General features: G+C 40.4%; 15 protein-coding genes. 8 read left to right on the forward strand and 7 right to left on the reverse strand.

The features are described 5' to 3' along the window. Positions 1–27 precede the first annotated feature (27 nt). Positions 28–429: a molybdenum cofactor biosynthesis protein MoaE gene (locus DESME_RS04650; protein WP_006715014.1), complete on the forward strand. Its 402-nt coding sequence runs from the start codon at positions 28–30 to the stop codon at positions 427–429. An 86-nt stretch (positions 430–515) separates the two neighbouring features. Here the strand turns inward: DESME_RS04650 and DESME_RS04655 are convergent, their stop codons facing one another. Genes DESME_RS04655 through DESME_RS04670 form a run of 4 tightly spaced genes read right to left on the reverse strand, consistent with a single transcriptional unit; the run spans position 516 to position 4,652 of the window. Next, entirely contained in the window at positions 516–734 is a 219-nt protein-coding gene (locus DESME_RS04655) for a hypothetical protein (protein ID WP_006715013.1), read from the reverse strand. Next, positions 731–1,837, reverse strand: coding sequence for a GerAB/ArcD/ProY family transporter (locus DESME_RS04660; RefSeq protein ID WP_006715012.1), 1,107 nt, complete (start codon positions 1,835–1,837; stop codon positions 731–733). Before DESME_RS04660 ends, DESME_RS04655 begins: the two co-directional genes overlap by 4 nt. A 15-nt stretch (positions 1,838–1,852) precedes the next feature. After that, the gene (locus tag DESME_RS04665) at positions 1,853–3,016 is read right to left on the reverse strand and encodes a Ger(x)C family spore germination protein (protein ID WP_006715011.1); all 1,164 of its coding nucleotides are present in this window, start codon (positions 3,014–3,016) and stop codon (positions 1,853–1,855) included. A gap of 25 nt (positions 3,017–3,041) precedes the next feature. After that, complete coding sequence (locus DESME_RS04670; RefSeq protein WP_006715010.1) at positions 3,042–4,652, reverse strand: spore germination protein; 1,611 nt, start codon at positions 4,650–4,652, stop codon at positions 3,042–3,044. Positions 4,653–4,866: 214 nt separating this feature from the next. Here DESME_RS04670 and DESME_RS04675 point away from each other — a divergent pair, with 214 nt between their 5' ends. The 3 genes from DESME_RS04675 (at position 4,867) to DESME_RS04685 (ending at position 8,303) form a co-directional block, all read left to right on the forward strand. Continuing rightward, the gene (locus tag DESME_RS04675; RefSeq protein ID WP_006715009.1) at positions 4,867–5,991 is read left to right on the forward strand and encodes a 4Fe-4S binding protein; all 1,125 of its coding nucleotides are present in this window, start codon (positions 4,867–4,869) and stop codon (positions 5,989–5,991) included. Positions 5,992–6,227: 236 nt separating this feature from the next. After that, positions 6,228–7,715 (forward strand): carbon starvation CstA family protein, encoded by a 1,488-nt coding sequence (locus DESME_RS04680; protein WP_006715008.1) that lies wholly within the window; start codon positions 6,228–6,230, stop codon positions 7,713–7,715. Between the two features lie 168 nt (positions 7,716–7,883). Continuing rightward, the gene (locus DESME_RS04685) at positions 7,884–8,303 is read left to right on the forward strand and encodes a hypothetical protein (protein ID WP_006715007.1); all 420 of its coding nucleotides are present in this window, start codon (positions 7,884–7,886) and stop codon (positions 8,301–8,303) included. A 104-nt stretch (positions 8,304–8,407) separates the two neighbouring features. On the opposite strand, the gene DESME_RS04690 is transcribed toward DESME_RS04685, so the two are convergent. Then, positions 8,408–8,899, reverse strand: coding sequence for a hypothetical protein (locus tag DESME_RS04690; protein WP_006715006.1), 492 nt, complete (start codon positions 8,897–8,899; stop codon positions 8,408–8,410). After that, entirely contained in the window at positions 8,896–9,198 is a 303-nt protein-coding gene (locus DESME_RS15585) for a 4Fe-4S binding protein (protein WP_156922793.1), read from the reverse strand. The genes DESME_RS04690 and DESME_RS15585 overlap by 4 nt, the downstream gene beginning before the upstream one ends. Positions 9,199–9,300: 102 nt before the next feature. Here DESME_RS15585 and DESME_RS04695 point away from each other — a divergent pair, with 102 nt between their 5' ends. The 3 genes from DESME_RS04695 (at position 9,301) to DESME_RS04705 (ending at position 13,144) form a co-directional block, all read left to right on the forward strand. Beyond that, positions 9,301–10,164, forward strand: a complete 864-nt coding sequence (locus tag DESME_RS04695) for a pentapeptide repeat-containing protein (protein ID WP_006715005.1) — start codon at positions 9,301–9,303, stop codon at positions 10,162–10,164. Positions 10,165–10,265: 101 nt separating this feature from the next. Then, a complete protein-coding gene (locus tag DESME_RS04700) occupies positions 10,266–11,540 on the forward strand; it encodes a ferredoxin reductase family protein (RefSeq protein ID WP_006715004.1) in 1,275 nt (424 codons plus the stop codon). A gap of 155 nt (positions 11,541–11,695) precedes the next feature. Further along, the gene (locus DESME_RS04705) at positions 11,696–13,144 is read left to right on the forward strand and encodes an amino acid permease (RefSeq protein ID WP_006715003.1); all 1,449 of its coding nucleotides are present in this window, start codon (positions 11,696–11,698) and stop codon (positions 13,142–13,144) included. A 92-nt stretch (positions 13,145–13,236) separates the two neighbouring features. Here DESME_RS04705 and DESME_RS04710 read toward each other — a convergent pair whose 3' ends face one another. Then, positions 13,237–13,800 (reverse strand): hypothetical protein, encoded by a 564-nt coding sequence (locus tag DESME_RS04710; protein ID WP_006715002.1) that lies wholly within the window; start codon positions 13,798–13,800, stop codon positions 13,237–13,239. A gap of 295 nt (positions 13,801–14,095) precedes the next feature. Here DESME_RS04710 and DESME_RS04715 point away from each other — a divergent pair, with 295 nt between their 5' ends. Beyond that, entirely contained in the window at positions 14,096–15,688 is a 1,593-nt protein-coding gene (locus tag DESME_RS04715; RefSeq protein WP_006715001.1) for an NAD(P)/FAD-dependent oxidoreductase, read from the forward strand.

Raw genomic sequence — 15,688 nt, forward strand, 5'->3', positions numbered from 1 at the left:
TTACTTTTAAAATTAGGAGTGTTTTATATGGCTAAAAAAGTATCACCCTCTATTGACGAATGGCTTAAACAAGCAAAAGCGGATCCAATGGCTTTACAGGAAGGGATGTTTTTAGTACATAATGGTGTAGTGCGTCAAACACCCAAAGCTAAAGTCCGCCAAGGATTTGATGATGGTTCGTTAGTAAAAGGAATGGAATTTGCTTATGATGCAGTGAAGGTGGATGCGGCGATTGCGGAAACTTATAAAATGGATGGTATTTTCTATGTTAAAGTCTGGCTTAATGAAGGCCAACTTGATGTTGGTGATGATATTATGTATGTTCTAATTGGCGGAGATATTAGACCCCATGTTGTAGATGCCTTGCAGTTCCTAGTTGAAAGAATTAAAACCAAATGTGTTGTAGAGATTGAACAAAAGTTAAGTTAATTGTCGGTTAGTTTGTGGAGAGAGCGCATTCCCTGGTCATGGGACTGCGCTCTCTTTATGTTTCCATGGACAAGGTTTTGCATAAATTATTCGTAACTTAAATGCAGCAAGTTCTTAACAAAATATTGTGTATCCCTTACAGGATTTGGCACAGTAATGTTCAGAGTTAGCAGCAGGCTTAGCATAAAAGCAATGGACATTAAAAAAGTATAAACAGCAAGTTCCCGCCAGCTTTTATCTCGGATAAGCCCTGGTACTTCAAATAATATAAGTCCAATAAAAGCAACAATCAGCAAAAAAGTCATTTAGAATTTTCACCTTTCTTTATGGGTAATCTTCTTATTAAAATTACAATTAATGTAACAATAGGGACTAAGAACTCGCTTATGGACGCATTGAAAGGCCAAACATATTGTCCCGCATAGACCTGTTCCATATCCGACGGATATAAATTTGCAGCGATAAAAATAGTGATAACTCCAATGGGAACGACAAGCGGTATGTAAGAGCGTAGTTTAAGCGTTTGGGCAATACCCAGTACGGTTACATAGTAAAAAACAGTGACCTTCATAAAGACGGTGATCAATAATGTTATCGCAACCAGTATGTCCAGCCTGGTCAAAATATTGGCTACATCGATTTGACGTGTTACTGCAAAAGAAGCAGATGACGCAATAAGCAACCGTGGACCTAATATAAGTGTATCCCGCAGAACAACAATCAGCAGTTGGATCGCACTTATACTTAGGCCAATCAGTACGGGCTTTCTTATCTTCTGCTTATTGGCTGTATACGGCAGTATAAAGAGAAAGGCTACAATATCACAGAAGGGAATGACTAATATAACATGGACACCCTGGATAAATTTCAGGGGTGAAACCTCAAGAATGGGTAATAAATTAGTAGGTTTCATGTCACCTATTAATAAAATTGTAGTTACCAGGATGGTTACCGTTACAATAATAACAAACAGGAAGCTTAACCGAGCGATAACTTCTATTCCGTTTCGAACAGCCATGGCACATACAAAAATAAACATGATGAGAAATGCTAAACGCGGGGTTTCAGGCATAATATAGGTAATCCAAAAGCTATTAAAAAAGTACATATAATGAATCATATACTGGAAGAAAAACCAGAGGTAAGTTGCTGAAATCAACTTACCTATATAGGGACCGAAAACATGATCATTGATCTGGACGAGATTTTCCCCTGGGAATTTTAATGCAATGGCTAAATAAAGCAATGTAAAGAGAATTGCTATGGTAAAACTCACCAGGACTGCAAGCCAAGTATCCTGCTTGGTTATTGTATAAGCAAAATTAATGGTTAAAATCATACTTTGTAAGAAGCTTAATACGAATAACATTAATTGTGAATTTGAAATTTCTCCATTTTCAAGCTTCATTAAATACTTTATCTCCTACTCCGGTACTGCCGGCTTGAGTGCCCTGCCCATAAGACGCAAATTTGCGTCGACATTGACTTCTACTTCTATATCCGGGAAAGTCTCATCCCAATTACTCTCCATATCTTTCCACTCTTCCGGGTATTTTTGATGCACTGCCTCTCCAAAACCAAAAACGTCAGCGTCAAGCTCCTGGGCTTTTTTTACAGCAGCTATGACCTCGTTTTGGATTACTTCGGACTTCTTTTTTTCCAGCGTTTTAATTTCAGGAAGCTTCGCCAGGTCTTCGGGGCCAGTTTGCTCACCAATATTTCCTTCTTCAGTTATATTTACCTTCATTGTTATCTTATCATCTTCGATTTCAGGGATCATTTTACCCTTTGCCCGAATGATTTCCAGACTGACTATATCGTTATCGGGACCCTCTACTTCTATAATGCCACTTTTTACCTCTCCCAGAACCCAGGAAAGACCCCGGCCTTCTTTTTTATCCAGCTTACCTACTAGTTTATCTCCTTTAAATACGGCTGTTCCCGATATGGTGGCAACCTTTTCCTCTCCATCCCCGGAGATTTCAATAAAAGGTGCGATGGGGGCTATTGTTTTGCTCATAAGCCTAGTTTCAAAATCTTTAAGTTTTATTTCACTTGTCTGTGATGTAGCGGCTGCGTTCTCTTTAATCAATTTTGCAATATTGTTCGCCGGCACTTTCTCCAATTTCGATTTTACGTCTAGAACCTCTTCGGCAGTAGATTGCGAAACGAGAACCTGTACATTCACGCGGGTTTCCGGGTCACGTGCAAAGAAGTCAACGTATTCGTGGACGCCTTCTTCAGCGATACCCCGTCCAAATATTAAAACTTGATTATGAGGAAAGAACAATTTGCGGCTTGACTTACTGGTTAAATCCCTTAATGTACCAAAAACAGTTTCTCCTGTATCTTTTATATTCCAAAAGGCTTCCGTGCCGCCGCCTTTTCCCTCCGATGAACTTATCTCTCCAGGCCTTACAATTTGTGCTGTAATCTGAACTCTGCCCGATTCTTTCGGCTTATCTACGCCTACTCCCATTACAATGGCTAACGTATCCAGCTCACGGCTGTTCCAACAGCCGCTGAGGCTCATAATTAATAGGATACACATTGCAGCTTTTAATAATATGCCAACACGATTTTTCATGAGTAAGCCTCGTTAATAAATTGTTCTATTCTTTAGATCCATTTTTTCTTTCTTGTGGAGGATTTGGCTTTAATCTGAATTTCTGTCTCTCCGGATCATGCCAGGCAATATCCTTGGGCCTTTTGAGCATTGTCCAGATAGGCGCTCTGACAAATGTATCCTTCAAGTCACTAGGGCTAAGCGGAGCCAAAGGTGACAAATAGGGTGTTCCAAAAGATCGCAAGGAGGCCATATGGATAAATATTGCCAATAATCCCATTGCGATTCCAAATCCCCCCATAAAACCAGCAAGGATGAGAAGTATAAAACGTATGACCGCTCCTGAATCGGTCTGGGGGGGGACTACAAAACTGGACACAGCCGTTATAGCTACGACAATAACCATAGGTGCTCCTATGAGGCCAGCTGATACTGCAGATTGACCAATTACCAGAGCTCCTACGATACTGACGGCCTGACCTACCGGACGGGGAAGTCGAACTCCGGCTTCCCTTAAAATTTCAAATGCTATCATCATTAAACCTGCTTCCAGTATTGACGGAAAGGGAACTCCCTCATGTGTTGCCGCCATAGTGAGCAGCAAGGACGTGGGGATCAATTCCTGATGAAAGGTTGTTAAGGCTACATAGAGAGCAGGAGCCAGAATACTGATCGAATACGATACAAATCTCAGTATTCTGATAATGCTTGCAAAAAAAGGGCGGGAATAGTAATCCTCCGCGGTTTGAAAACTTTCAATAAAAAGCATAGGAACCGTAAGCACGAACGGTGTTCCATCAACCAATATGGCGGCCCGGCCTTCGAGTAATTTCGCAGCAACTTTGTCGGGCTTCTCACTATTGGAAACTGTAGGAAAGATGGAGAAGGGGGCATCTTCTATAAACTGTTCAATATAACCCGACTCTAGAATTGCATCGGTATTAATTCTCTTCAGCCGCCGTCTGATTTCCTCTATGAGTTGTGGATTAGCCAATCCTTGTATATATGCAATACATACTTCTGTTTTCGTGCGTGCTCCCAGTTTAGTTTTTTCCAGCATAAAATCTGGATTCTTAATTTTACGTCTTAAAAGAGCTGTGTTGGTACTCAAGCTTTCAGTGAAGCCTTCCCGGGGTCCCCTTACCGCAGATTCTGTTTTCGGCTCTTCTAAGCCACGGGTTTTCCAACCGCGTAAATGGATGATCAAAGTTTCTTTTGAGCCATCTATCAACAAAAGAGTATCTCCGGATAAAAAGCTGTCAACGGCTTCATTTATCGAGGCTGTTTCTTCAACTTCTACCACAGAAAGCAAGGTCGATTTGATATAAGAAATATTATTGATTTCAGACGTTTCTTCTTTATAAATGAAACGAATATCGTACATCAGCGGTTTCATGATGTTTTCATTGATTAAAGCCTTATCCGTCAAACCATCTATAAAAATGATGGCAGCCTGGATCTGCCTTTTATAACCAAAAGCAAACTTACGGATAACAATATCACTGCTGGCGCCGATAATACCTTTTAAGGTATCTAGGTTTTTTTCAAGGTCTTGTGAAAATTTACGGTGAGCTTTTTGTTCATGTATAGTTTCTTCTTTTCTACTGTAGTTCAGTATTTGCCGAAACCGCATTTTTTTTAATATATAGCTGAACATCATTACTCCCCTGAATCCGTGAGTTATCAATTTCTGGATAGTCCTTCATCTAATTAATTATTAACAAAAAATGTGTATGTTAAACATGATGGCTAACTTTAAATACTTCAAAGTTGGTCTATGTCATAATTTCGCCACACTTAGAGTACACAATGGAAGCCGTAAGCCGTTTTATACACATTGAGCAGAATAAATTGAGTGGAGGGATAAAGGTGTGAAAAATTCAAGATGGGGTGTAATATTGTCATTTTTGGGGACGGTAATCCTAACCCTTGTATTGTCGCTTTTTGTAACACAGATATTCGGAGGGCATTCTGAAAAAGTTTCAGTACCAAAGACATTCTCAGTGAGCTTAGATATGACTGTTTCAGAGATCTCTGCAACCAATAATTTGAAACTTGATACAGTGAAAGACGCCCTTAAAATTAAAGAGCCTGCAAATTTGTCCAAAACGCTAGCAGAACTCAATATAAGTGAAAAAGATGCCAATGAAATGATTACTAAGAAACTCAATTTAGAGGCTGAAGAAGCAACTAAAAACCCAGCACTTATTGGTATCAAGTTTATTATTTGGGCTGTACTTATGATCTATGCCTTTATAGCATTAAGGCGTAGAAAAATTACCCCTCAATTTAGAAAGTACATGCTTCTTGCATCGTTTATTCTGACTGGGGTCATTTTAGGTTCGGAACCTAATGCGATGTCAACAGTAAAGGATTTTGTTTCTGCATATGCCATTAAAGGAATTATATTTCCACCTAGACTAGTTGCCCTAATCGTCTTTCTCCTTCTCGTTTTTGTGGCAAATAAATTCACGTGTGGCTGGGCTTGTCAATTTGGGTCATTACAGGATTTCATATTCCAAATAGATCGTAATTCTGATAAGAAGAAAGGGGTATTCAGACAATATAAAGTTCCTTTCTTAGTATCAAATACGATAAGAATCCTATTTTTCTTTCTATTTGTCTCAATTGCGTTCTTATGGTCTCTGGATATTATCGAGATAATTAATCCGTTTACCATCTTTAATCCTACAGTACTTACCGGAGCTGGAATTTTGTTTATTTTATTTATCCTGGTAGCCAGTCTGATCATATATCGACCTTGGTGCCATTTCTTCTGTCCATTCGGGTTTGTTGGATGGGGAATTGAGAAATTTAGCCTATATAAGATTAAGGTAAATCATGACACGTGCATCGATTGCGGAGAATGCTCTAAAGCATGTCCTTCAATGGCTATGGAAGCAATCTTGAAACGTCATAGAGTTACCCCAGATTGCTTTTCGTGTGGAAGTTGCATTATTGCTTGCCCTACAAAATCGGTTGAATTTAAGAAATAGGGGGTATTAGATCCTTAAGGCTAGAATAAATATGGGATGAGATTCAATAGTTATATAGTGTATTTTTAAATGGCAATGCAATAATAATGAAGCCAATTATTATAGACTAACAGGCAAAGATGCTTGAAAATTCCCACAAAAGCCAGACATCCGAATTGGAGGTGACGTGGAACGGGATGATGGCAGGGACCTGTAATTCTATAATTACAACTAAATACATCGTGAGGAGGGAGTTTATGACAACATTCTTAATCGGGATTTTGATTCTTGTAGTCGGCGGATTTTTCTATGGTAAATTCTGCGAGAAAGTGTTTGGACCGGATGACAGAGCAACACCCGCTATTGCGAAAGCAGACGGAGTAGACTTTGTCGGAATGCCAAAATGGAAGAACTCATTAATTGAATTATTAGATATTGCAGGAACAGGACCAATTTTCGGAGCTATTCAAGGAATTTTGTTCGGACCTATTGCGTTTCTTACGATACCGATCGGTGCAGTTATCGCCGGATCCATGCATGATTATTTTTCCGGCATGATATCGATGCGTAATGGTGGAGCTCAGATGCCCCGGCTTATTAAAAAATATCTCGGTGATAACGTTATTAAAGTTTATAACTTCTTTTTGTGGATTCTGATGTTTTTGGTTGGCGTTGTTTTTGTTTATACACCAGGCGATTTAGTTGTAACTCAAATTATTGGTCAGAAGGCAGCAGTTGAAAACCCAACCACCTGGATTGTATATGGAGTCATTTTTGCGTATTATCTGGCTGCTACTCTCTTCCCGATTGATGCAATCATTGGAAGAATTTATCCTATATTTGGAGCCTTCCTTGTTCTTTCCGCCTTAGGTATTTTTGGTGGGGTCCTTTTGGATGGTGGGGCGCATCTCACCAATCTATCTTTTTCCACAAATCCATTTACGCAACATCCGAGTGGACTTCCGTTTATTCCGATCTTTTTTGTTACAGTTGCCTGTGGAATTCTGAGTGGCTTCCATGCTACGCAGGCTACCCTTATATCTAGAACTGTCACTCATGAGAAAGAAGGAAAAGGCACCTTTTATAATATGATGCTGGTTGAAGGCTTTATCGCAATGTGCTGGGCAGCAGGCGCTATGGTTATATTTGGAAGAGGAGCCGGATTGGATACAGCACCTACCTTGATGGTTGGACTTGTATCAAAAGGATTCCTAGGAACAATCGGTGGGATGATCGCGATCATCGGAGTTGTTGTTCTTCCGATCACTTCAGGTGATACAGCCTTCCGATCACTGAGACTTATGGTTGCTGAGCAATTTAATATCGATCAGAAGGATTTTAGAAAGAGACTTGCAATAACTGCTATAATGTTCATTCCTGCAATCATTGTACTCTATTATTCAAAATCAGACCCAGCTGGATTCAATATTCTCTGGAGATATTTCTCCTTCACCAATCAATTTGTTGGAACCTTTGCATTGGCGACCATTTCTGTATATCTTTACTTAAATAAGAAAAACTACCTGATCGCATTATTACCGGGTGTTTTCTACTTCTTTGTAACTTTAAGCTTTATATTCCATGCCCCAATCGGACTGAAATTGGATGAAAGATTGGGAATGGATCCAACAAGCTATACGGCTTCATACATATTGGCAGCAGTATTTTGTATAGGTTACGTATGGTTTGTCAGAAAGCATAGTGAGAAAGAAAAAGAAACAATTATGAATGACGTGTCCTGTTGAGTCACATGATTTAACTTTATAAATTAATATAAATTTAGGCATTGATAATATTGAACATTATTAATGCCTAAATTTTATATTTGAGTTAAATGTATATCTAGAGGAATATTGGAGAAAGAAGCAGAATGATTATATTAATCTTGATCTGTGAATGAAGAAGGAATTATTGTGTTAAAACGTCCCATTATTGAAAAAGAATATATTGACCATTTCCAAGAAATTGGGTATTTTGGAGAGACTCAGGACCTTGAGATGAATCATATTTCACAAGTGGAAGAATCAATCAAAACTAATCGAGGACATCGCTTTCAACTTTTAGTGTCGAGCGAACTAAACTCCAATCTAGGAGCCAAAGAATATGAAGTAGTTGGGTGGATCGAAAGAACTGAGGAGATTCCCTTTGACTTTATCATCTATGATCGTAAACAAAGTAAACACTATCTTGCTCGACTGCATGGCAGGAAAGATGGGTGGCCCCTTTTCAGTGTTCAGCCAGAAGGTTATACCTGCGCTCGCTCACAGATGGGTTCGGATTGGAACTGCTTAATGTGTATTAAGTATTTTGGAACAGTATGTAAAGCACGATAACCAAGTAAACCGCAAATGCAGGATAAAAAGGGAGGAACCTCCTGAAAACCTAGCGAGTTTCAGGAGGTTCCTCCCTTTTGTTGTTTCGGAATTTTTGTTTGCTTTTACGGTACCTCAACAGAATGTGTATCTAGAAACTGAAATTGTTCCTGAGTTAGTGGTGCTTTTGCTTTTAGAATATCTACGGCGGGTTTAGGTAGGTACGTTCCATCTGCTAGCGTGATCGGCAAGCCTTTGTATAGAGCCACATAAGTACGCACTGAGCCTGTTCCTACTTCTTTTCCGTCAGCAGCTAAAGAAGAATATATTGTTTCAAGCTCTTTAACCTGAAAGGAAGCATAGTTTGAAGAATCTTTTATGCCAAAAGCGATTCCTAGATCCTCAACAGGGATCTCAAATGCGTTTTGGATTTCTGCAAAAGTATATGAGCCACGAATATCGGCAGGATTATATTGTCCAGCTAAACTCCCCTCTGAGAAGGTTGCTGGTATTTTATCATTTGTTGTTTTCCAAAGATCAAGACCAGAAGTAATTCCTACTGTTCCAAAGATAACGATGAAGATGATCCAGCCCAGAATGTTTGATTTTATTTTCATACGTGGTTTTCCTCCTTTGTAGAAAACTCCACAGTATTTGCAACGGGGCAGGAGTGTTCAGAGGTGCATTTCATGCAGCTAATGCATTGGTGATTTCGGACGGCATTTGTGGTTGATACACTAATATTCATAGGGCAAGCTCTGTCGCAGGCTTTACAATTAACACAACTGCTGTTCTTTCGGTGAATTTTGAAAATCCTAAAGAAGTTGAAGAATCCTAAAACTGCTCCATAGGGACAAGCATATTTACACCAGGGCCGTTCAATAAATAGCGAGAGGATTATTGTGGCTCCAAGTATAAGGAGAGCCTGTAGAGCAACTTCGGAGGACTATGATGTGGAATAAAGGGAAAATAGTCCATGGTTAATCATACTGAATTGAATAATAAGGAGAAGTAGATAATGTCTGAGAATCATGAGTGTTCTGTAACTTCATTTGATATAGGTCGCCGAAATCTGAGAGCGGATTGTGAACATTGTTTCGGCCTGTGCTGTATCGCACTGTACTTTTCAGCTTCGGAAGGCTTCCCAAAGGATAAAGACGCTGGTCAGCCTTGTAATTACCTCCAACAAGACTTTCGCTGTTCTGTCCACAAAAGTCTAAGTGAAAAGGGTCTTAAGGGATGTCGTGGTTTTGACTGCTTTGGTGCAGGACAAAAGGTTGCCCAAGTCAGCTTTGGAGGATGCGACTGGAAGAAAGCTCCAGAATCAGCGAAGCCAATGTTCGAGGCATTCTTAATCATGCGGCAACTCCATGAACTACTTTGGTATCTTACTGAAGCGCTGACCTTACAGCCAGCTCGATCTCTTCATGGTGCACTCCGAACTATACTTGATGAGACGGAACAATTAACGCATCTCAGTCCTGATTCGCTCATAAAACTGGACGTGGCACAACACCGAGCAGTGGTTAATACTCTGCTCGTCAAGACCAGTGAACTTGTACGCGCTGAAGCTCGTCATGGGCAGAAGGCTCCTTCGGGTCGCCAGAGGACCTTCCAACGAGGTGCCGATCTTATCGCTAAAGACCTCAGAAAAATTGATCTCAGAGGAGCTAATTTGAGAGGAGCGTATCTTATTGCGGCTGATCTTAGAGAAACGGACCTGAGTGGGACGGATTTCATTGGGGCTGATTTCCGAGATGCAGACCTCCGAGGAGCTGACCTTACCCAGAGTATCTTTCTTACCCAAGCCCAACTTAATGCAGCGAAGGGAGATAATAACACAAAGTTGCCTTTGGCGCTCACTCACCCAGCAAATTGGTGAACTTCCGGGTGTTAAAAAAGTAACGTATTTAAATTCCGATTTTATCATTTTGAGTTATAATGAAGAATATGATCGAAAATTGTATATGGAGGACGAATGAATTGAAACTCAAAGGGAAGTTGGGAATTTTTAGTATCTTTTTTAGTGTTTTAATCACGATTATGTTTTGGAGTTTTGAACAACCTGTAAAAGATCTTGCTTTTATAGGTCAAGTTTCACAACTCTTAGGGACTTTAGCATTGCTTGGCTTTGCCTGGAATAACTTTATTTCTACAAGACAACCTATTCTTGACAAGTTATTTGATGGACTGGATCAATCCTATATTTATCATAAATACCTCAGTATTATTTCGCTTGCTCTGGCCATGGTTCATGCAATGACGATTGGGATGAGTAAAGCCCAGAATTTAGCGCCAGGAACTCGTCCAGTAAAAAGTATTTTTATAGTATTGGGTTCGCCGAGTATGACGTTATTCATCATCTTGGTGATTGTGGCTTTTATGGCTAAAAAAATAGACTATGAGAAGTGGAAGAGTATTCATAAATTAGTACTCATCCCTTATGTTATTGCGCTCTTCCATTACTACGGAAGCTCATCCTATGTTGTATTTGGAGTTACTCCTTTTAGTCTTTGGATTAACATTGTTAATGCAATTGGGGTTATATCCGCCGTATATAGTCTATTTATTTATGAGAAAAGTTCTTTTAAATATCGCTACAAAGTGGTTAATACGCAATTCGTGGCTAAGGGAATGTTACAAATTTCAGGGAAGCCGATCGGTGAAAACTTAAATTACAAGGCTGGGCAATTTGCATTTTTAAAATTCGTAGATGCAAAACTGAAGTTTCCTTCTCATCCCTTTACGATCAGTGAAGCCCCGCATAAAGATGAAATCCAATTTACCATCAAGTCATTAGGTGACCACACAGGGTCTTTGCTGAAGAACTTAAAGGTTGGCGATGAGTTCGCAGTTGAGAACGCCCATGGTCAATTTAATTATTTAACGGGTACTCCTCATCAAATTTGGATTGCGGGAGGAATAGGAATTACGCCACTTCGCAGCTTTTACCAAACACAAATTCCTAAGGAGTTTTCAATTGACTTTTTTTACGCTTATAATAATGATCAAGAAGGCGCTTATGTAGAAGAGATCAATTCATTGCCGAAAAGAGACAATTTTAGAGTTCATTTATATGATAGTTCGAAAATAGGTTTTTTAACAGCGGCTGAGGTCGCGAAACATATGAGTAAAGATGTTTCCGTGGATGTTTATTTCTGCGGACCCAAACCGATGCGAGAAAGTTTAAGAAAAGGATTTGAGACAGGCAATCTTAAAGTTAATGCTTTATATTTTGAAGAATTCCAATTTAGATAAAAATATCTATAAGTAAGCTGACTGGGGTGTATACCTTAGTCGGCTTTTTTATATCTGTCCAGAGTTTTTCAAATGAATTTGTTTTCGGAATTTGAGTAATAATAATTTGGTCAGATTTTTTATAGGAGATACATTCGGAGAATGGAGAAAAAATTATGGAGCATAAACAGAAAGGCTTATCTGCATGGCAATTAGCGATGATGGCGCTCGGAAGTGTAATCGGAGGTTCATTTTTTTTAGGGTCGTCGGTTGCGATCAATGCGGCTGGACCTTCGGTTATAATAGCCTATATGTTAGCGGGAATTCTCGTTTACTTTATCCTTTTTGCTTTGTCTGAGATGACGGTCGCAAATCCTGGTATGGGTTCCTTTAGTACCTTTGCAGCACAGGAACTGGGTGAGGGAGCTGGGTTCGTAGTGGGTTGGGTGTATTGGACGGGTACGGTACTGGCGATGTCCAGTGAGGCTACAGCTATATCAATCCTCATCCGTGAATGGTATCCAAACTTATCTATGCCGCTATTAGGAAGCTTTATTATTACTGGAGTAACACTGCTAAATTTATTAGGAGCAGATAGGCTAAGTAAGTTGGAGAGTGGTCTTGCTGCCATAAAATTGTTCACTATCGTCTTTTTTATCATTATGGGCTTACTCTTAATTATAGGATTGATTCCGGGAACAACCCCACTTGGTACCGGGGAATTAGTCAAGGAGCCGTTGATGCCAGGGGGAATAAAAGGGATTGCGGGAAGTATGCTTATTGTCATTTTTGCCTATGCAGGTTTTGAAGTCATAGGATTGGCAGCTTCAGAAGCGGAGAATCCAAAAGAAACAATTCCTAGAGCCATTACTTATACGGTTATAGCTCTTGTGGGATTGTATATACTCTATGCAGCTGTCCTACTTCCTTTGATTCCAACAGCTGAGCTTAATGAAAATACGAGTCCGATGGTGGCAGCTCTGAATAGATGGGGGTTTGGATGGGTTGGCACGGCGATTAACTTGGTACTAATCACGGCGATCCTTTCGGCGATGTTAGCCGCTATTTTTGGACTGGGTAGAATGATAAGGTCTCTTACAGAAGAAGGTCATGCCCCGAATTGGCTGAAAGATAAAACGGATGTCCCTTATCGTGGAATACTGTTTTCCGGTCTAGCGATGCTTTTAGGATTAGGCTTTGGTTTATTGTTTCCCAGAGTTTATCTTGTTCTGATCACTTCGGGTGGTTTTGCTTTACTTTTTACCTATGCTGTTATTATGGCGAGTCACATCCATTTCCGTAAAAAGAAGGGATGTCCTCCAGACGGAAAGTGTCAAATGCCAGGGTATCCATATACCTCTTGGATTGCGCTTATCAGCATGATCATTGTTGTTATAAGTATGCCTTTTATTCCAGGGCAGGGAGTAGGGCTCATAACAGGCCTTGTCATGGTTGTTTCCTTTTCATTCATTTATCTAGCCATGAGATTTCGCACGAATGATCGCAGAGTAGATACAAAGAGTAGAGGCGTCTTGGAACTTGAGAGGTATCAGTCGCGATTATCAACTGAATTCTCTAAGGAATTAACAGAAAAGATTGGGGTGAAAGATAAACAAGATAAATAGAATACCGGGTTGAGATAAAGTGAAAAGAGGAAGTATCACAAGCTCTCCGTGAAGTGCTTGAAATACTTCCTCCTATTTGTAATATAAAATGATTATTTGGCAGCTTTTGCGGCTTCTAGAATTGCAGTAAGGTAACCTTGGGTATCTGTTAAGGTAGAACCAGTTACAGTATCAACAGGCATTTTTTCTTTAGGGGTATCTTTGAGTACCTTTTCTAATTCTGTAATTGTCTTTCCAGTTGCAAAGTCTTCGATAGCATCTAAGTTAGCTACATACGCTTTCGTTGCACTGGCTTTTTCTTTCAAGTTTTTTGAATAGAGTTCATTGTTGGTTCGTTTAGAAGCTAATGGTTTTTTTGGATCTGCATAGCCTTTGGCAAGACCCTTATCCGAATTTGGGACACCTTTTCCGTCAGCGATGAATTGGTAATCATCAATAGAAGCACCGACAATTTTATCCCCTTGGACAGCGGCTACTGCGCCAAGAACGACAGCATTTTCTCCATGGGCAGCATAATCAACTCTTCCCATTTTTAAGGGCTCTGCTGATGCTGTTTTAGCAGCCGTTGCGGATGCGGGTTGATTTGAGCTCGAGCAACCGGCTAGAGTTCCTGCTAAACCCACTACAAGAACTAGAGATACAATCTTTTTTTTCATATTAGTTCCCCTCCTAATATTATGAAAATTGCCTTACGTGTAATAATTTAGCATAAAGAACATAATCTGTCTATGTGAAAATTGACATTTGAACAATAAAATATGTAATTTTGTATAAATTATCTTGTATAATTTAGCTCATATTGCAGAATTTTGGCTTCATTCTCATGAATAGTACAAAAGAGTTATAATAGTTGAGAGATAGAGAAAGGGTTCTAAGATAAGAGGAGATGAGAATCCATGCTATATGTTATACTTACGACTGAGGAACTTGACGCTATGTGTGGGAGAAATAATGATTAAAATAACGAACTTAAGAATAGCACTTACGTATGATTCTAAAATGCTCAAGGATATTGTGGCCCAACGGCTTAATATAGATCGTACTCGTATAGAACATATCACGATTGAAAAACGCGCGGTAAATGCACTTGACAAAGAGGACATTTATTTCAAGATGACGGTTATTGTGGGTGTCTCAGGAGATGAACATGAAGTCCTCAAATTGCTCAAGAAGGACAAATGTATTTCCAGTGAAATAGATCTATTTTATACTGTGCCGAAGGGAAAAATACTAAAGAAACGTCCCATAGTTATAGGGTGCGGACCGGCAGGAATGTTCGCAGCATTGATTCTGGCGCAAGCAGGAGCAAAACCCATTCTCCTGGAGCGGGGCCTAGATGTAGATAATCGCAAGAGAAAGGTTTTAAAGTTCTGGCAGACTGGAATTCTTGATACCCAAACCAATGTACAGTTCGGAGAGGGAGGCGCGGGTGCTTTTTCCGATGGTAAGCTGAAAGTCGGGCAGAAGAATGCGCGTAAGAATAAGGTTCTCAGCGAGTTAGTAGAGGCTGGTGCACCACCTGAGATTATGTATTTAGCTAAGCCCCATATCGGCACCGATCGATTGAACGAAACGGTAAAGCAAATTCGAGAGAAAACGATAAGTTTAGGCGGCGAGGTACGTTTTAACGCAACGGTTACCGAAATATTGTTTAAAGACGGACAGGTTACAGGGCTCCGCTTCATAGAAAAGGGAAAGGAGACTGAACTTTCTACAGACCATATTGTTCTCGCGATTGGACATAGTGCACGCGACACGTTCGAAAGTCTGCTCCAGAGTGGCGTACATATGGAACAGAAGCCGATTGCGGTGGGAGTGCGGATTGAACACCCCCAGGAGATGATTGATAAAATTCAGTACGGTCGTTTTGTTGGGCATCCTACACTTGGAGCAGCAGATTACAAGATGGTCGTGCATTTACCCAATGGAAGAGGCATATATACGTTTTGCATGTGTCCAGGGGGAACAGTCGTTGCGGCGACGTCTGAGGAAAAAGCTCTAGTGACCAATGGAATGAGCGAATTTGCACGGGACGGGAGGAATGCCAATAGCGCACTTCTTGTGACCATAGAGCAGAAGGATCTCGGGAGCGATGATCCACTTGCCGGAATTGCTTTTCAGCGCAGGATAGAGGCGCAAGCCTTCATCGCTGGCGGTGGAGGATATAAAGCGCCAGTGCAAAGGTTGGAGGATTTTCTCCAAAAACGCAAGACAACAGCTTTTGGGAAAGTATTGCCGACTTATTTGCCCGGAACGGAGTTTGCGGAAGTGGATTCTTATTTACCGGAGATTGTGACAGATTCGCTCCGACAAGCCATAGTAGAAATGGGATTGTGGATGCCAGGTTTTGCTTATCCGGATGCTCTTCTGACGGGGGCCGAAACACGCAGTGCTTCGCCAGTGCGTATCACAAGAGGGGATAGCTTAGAAGCTATTGGGATTAAAGGCCTTTACCCCTGTGGAGAGGGAGCGGGATACGCCGGAGGTATCATCTCAGCAGCGGTAGATGGAGTGCTTTGCGCTGAGCAGATACTCGATAGCTAA

Source organism: Desulfitobacterium metallireducens DSM 15288, assembly GCF_000231405.2.
GTDB classification, from domain to species: domain Bacteria; phylum Bacillota; class Desulfitobacteriia; order Desulfitobacteriales; family Desulfitobacteriaceae; genus Desulfitobacterium_A; species Desulfitobacterium_A metallireducens.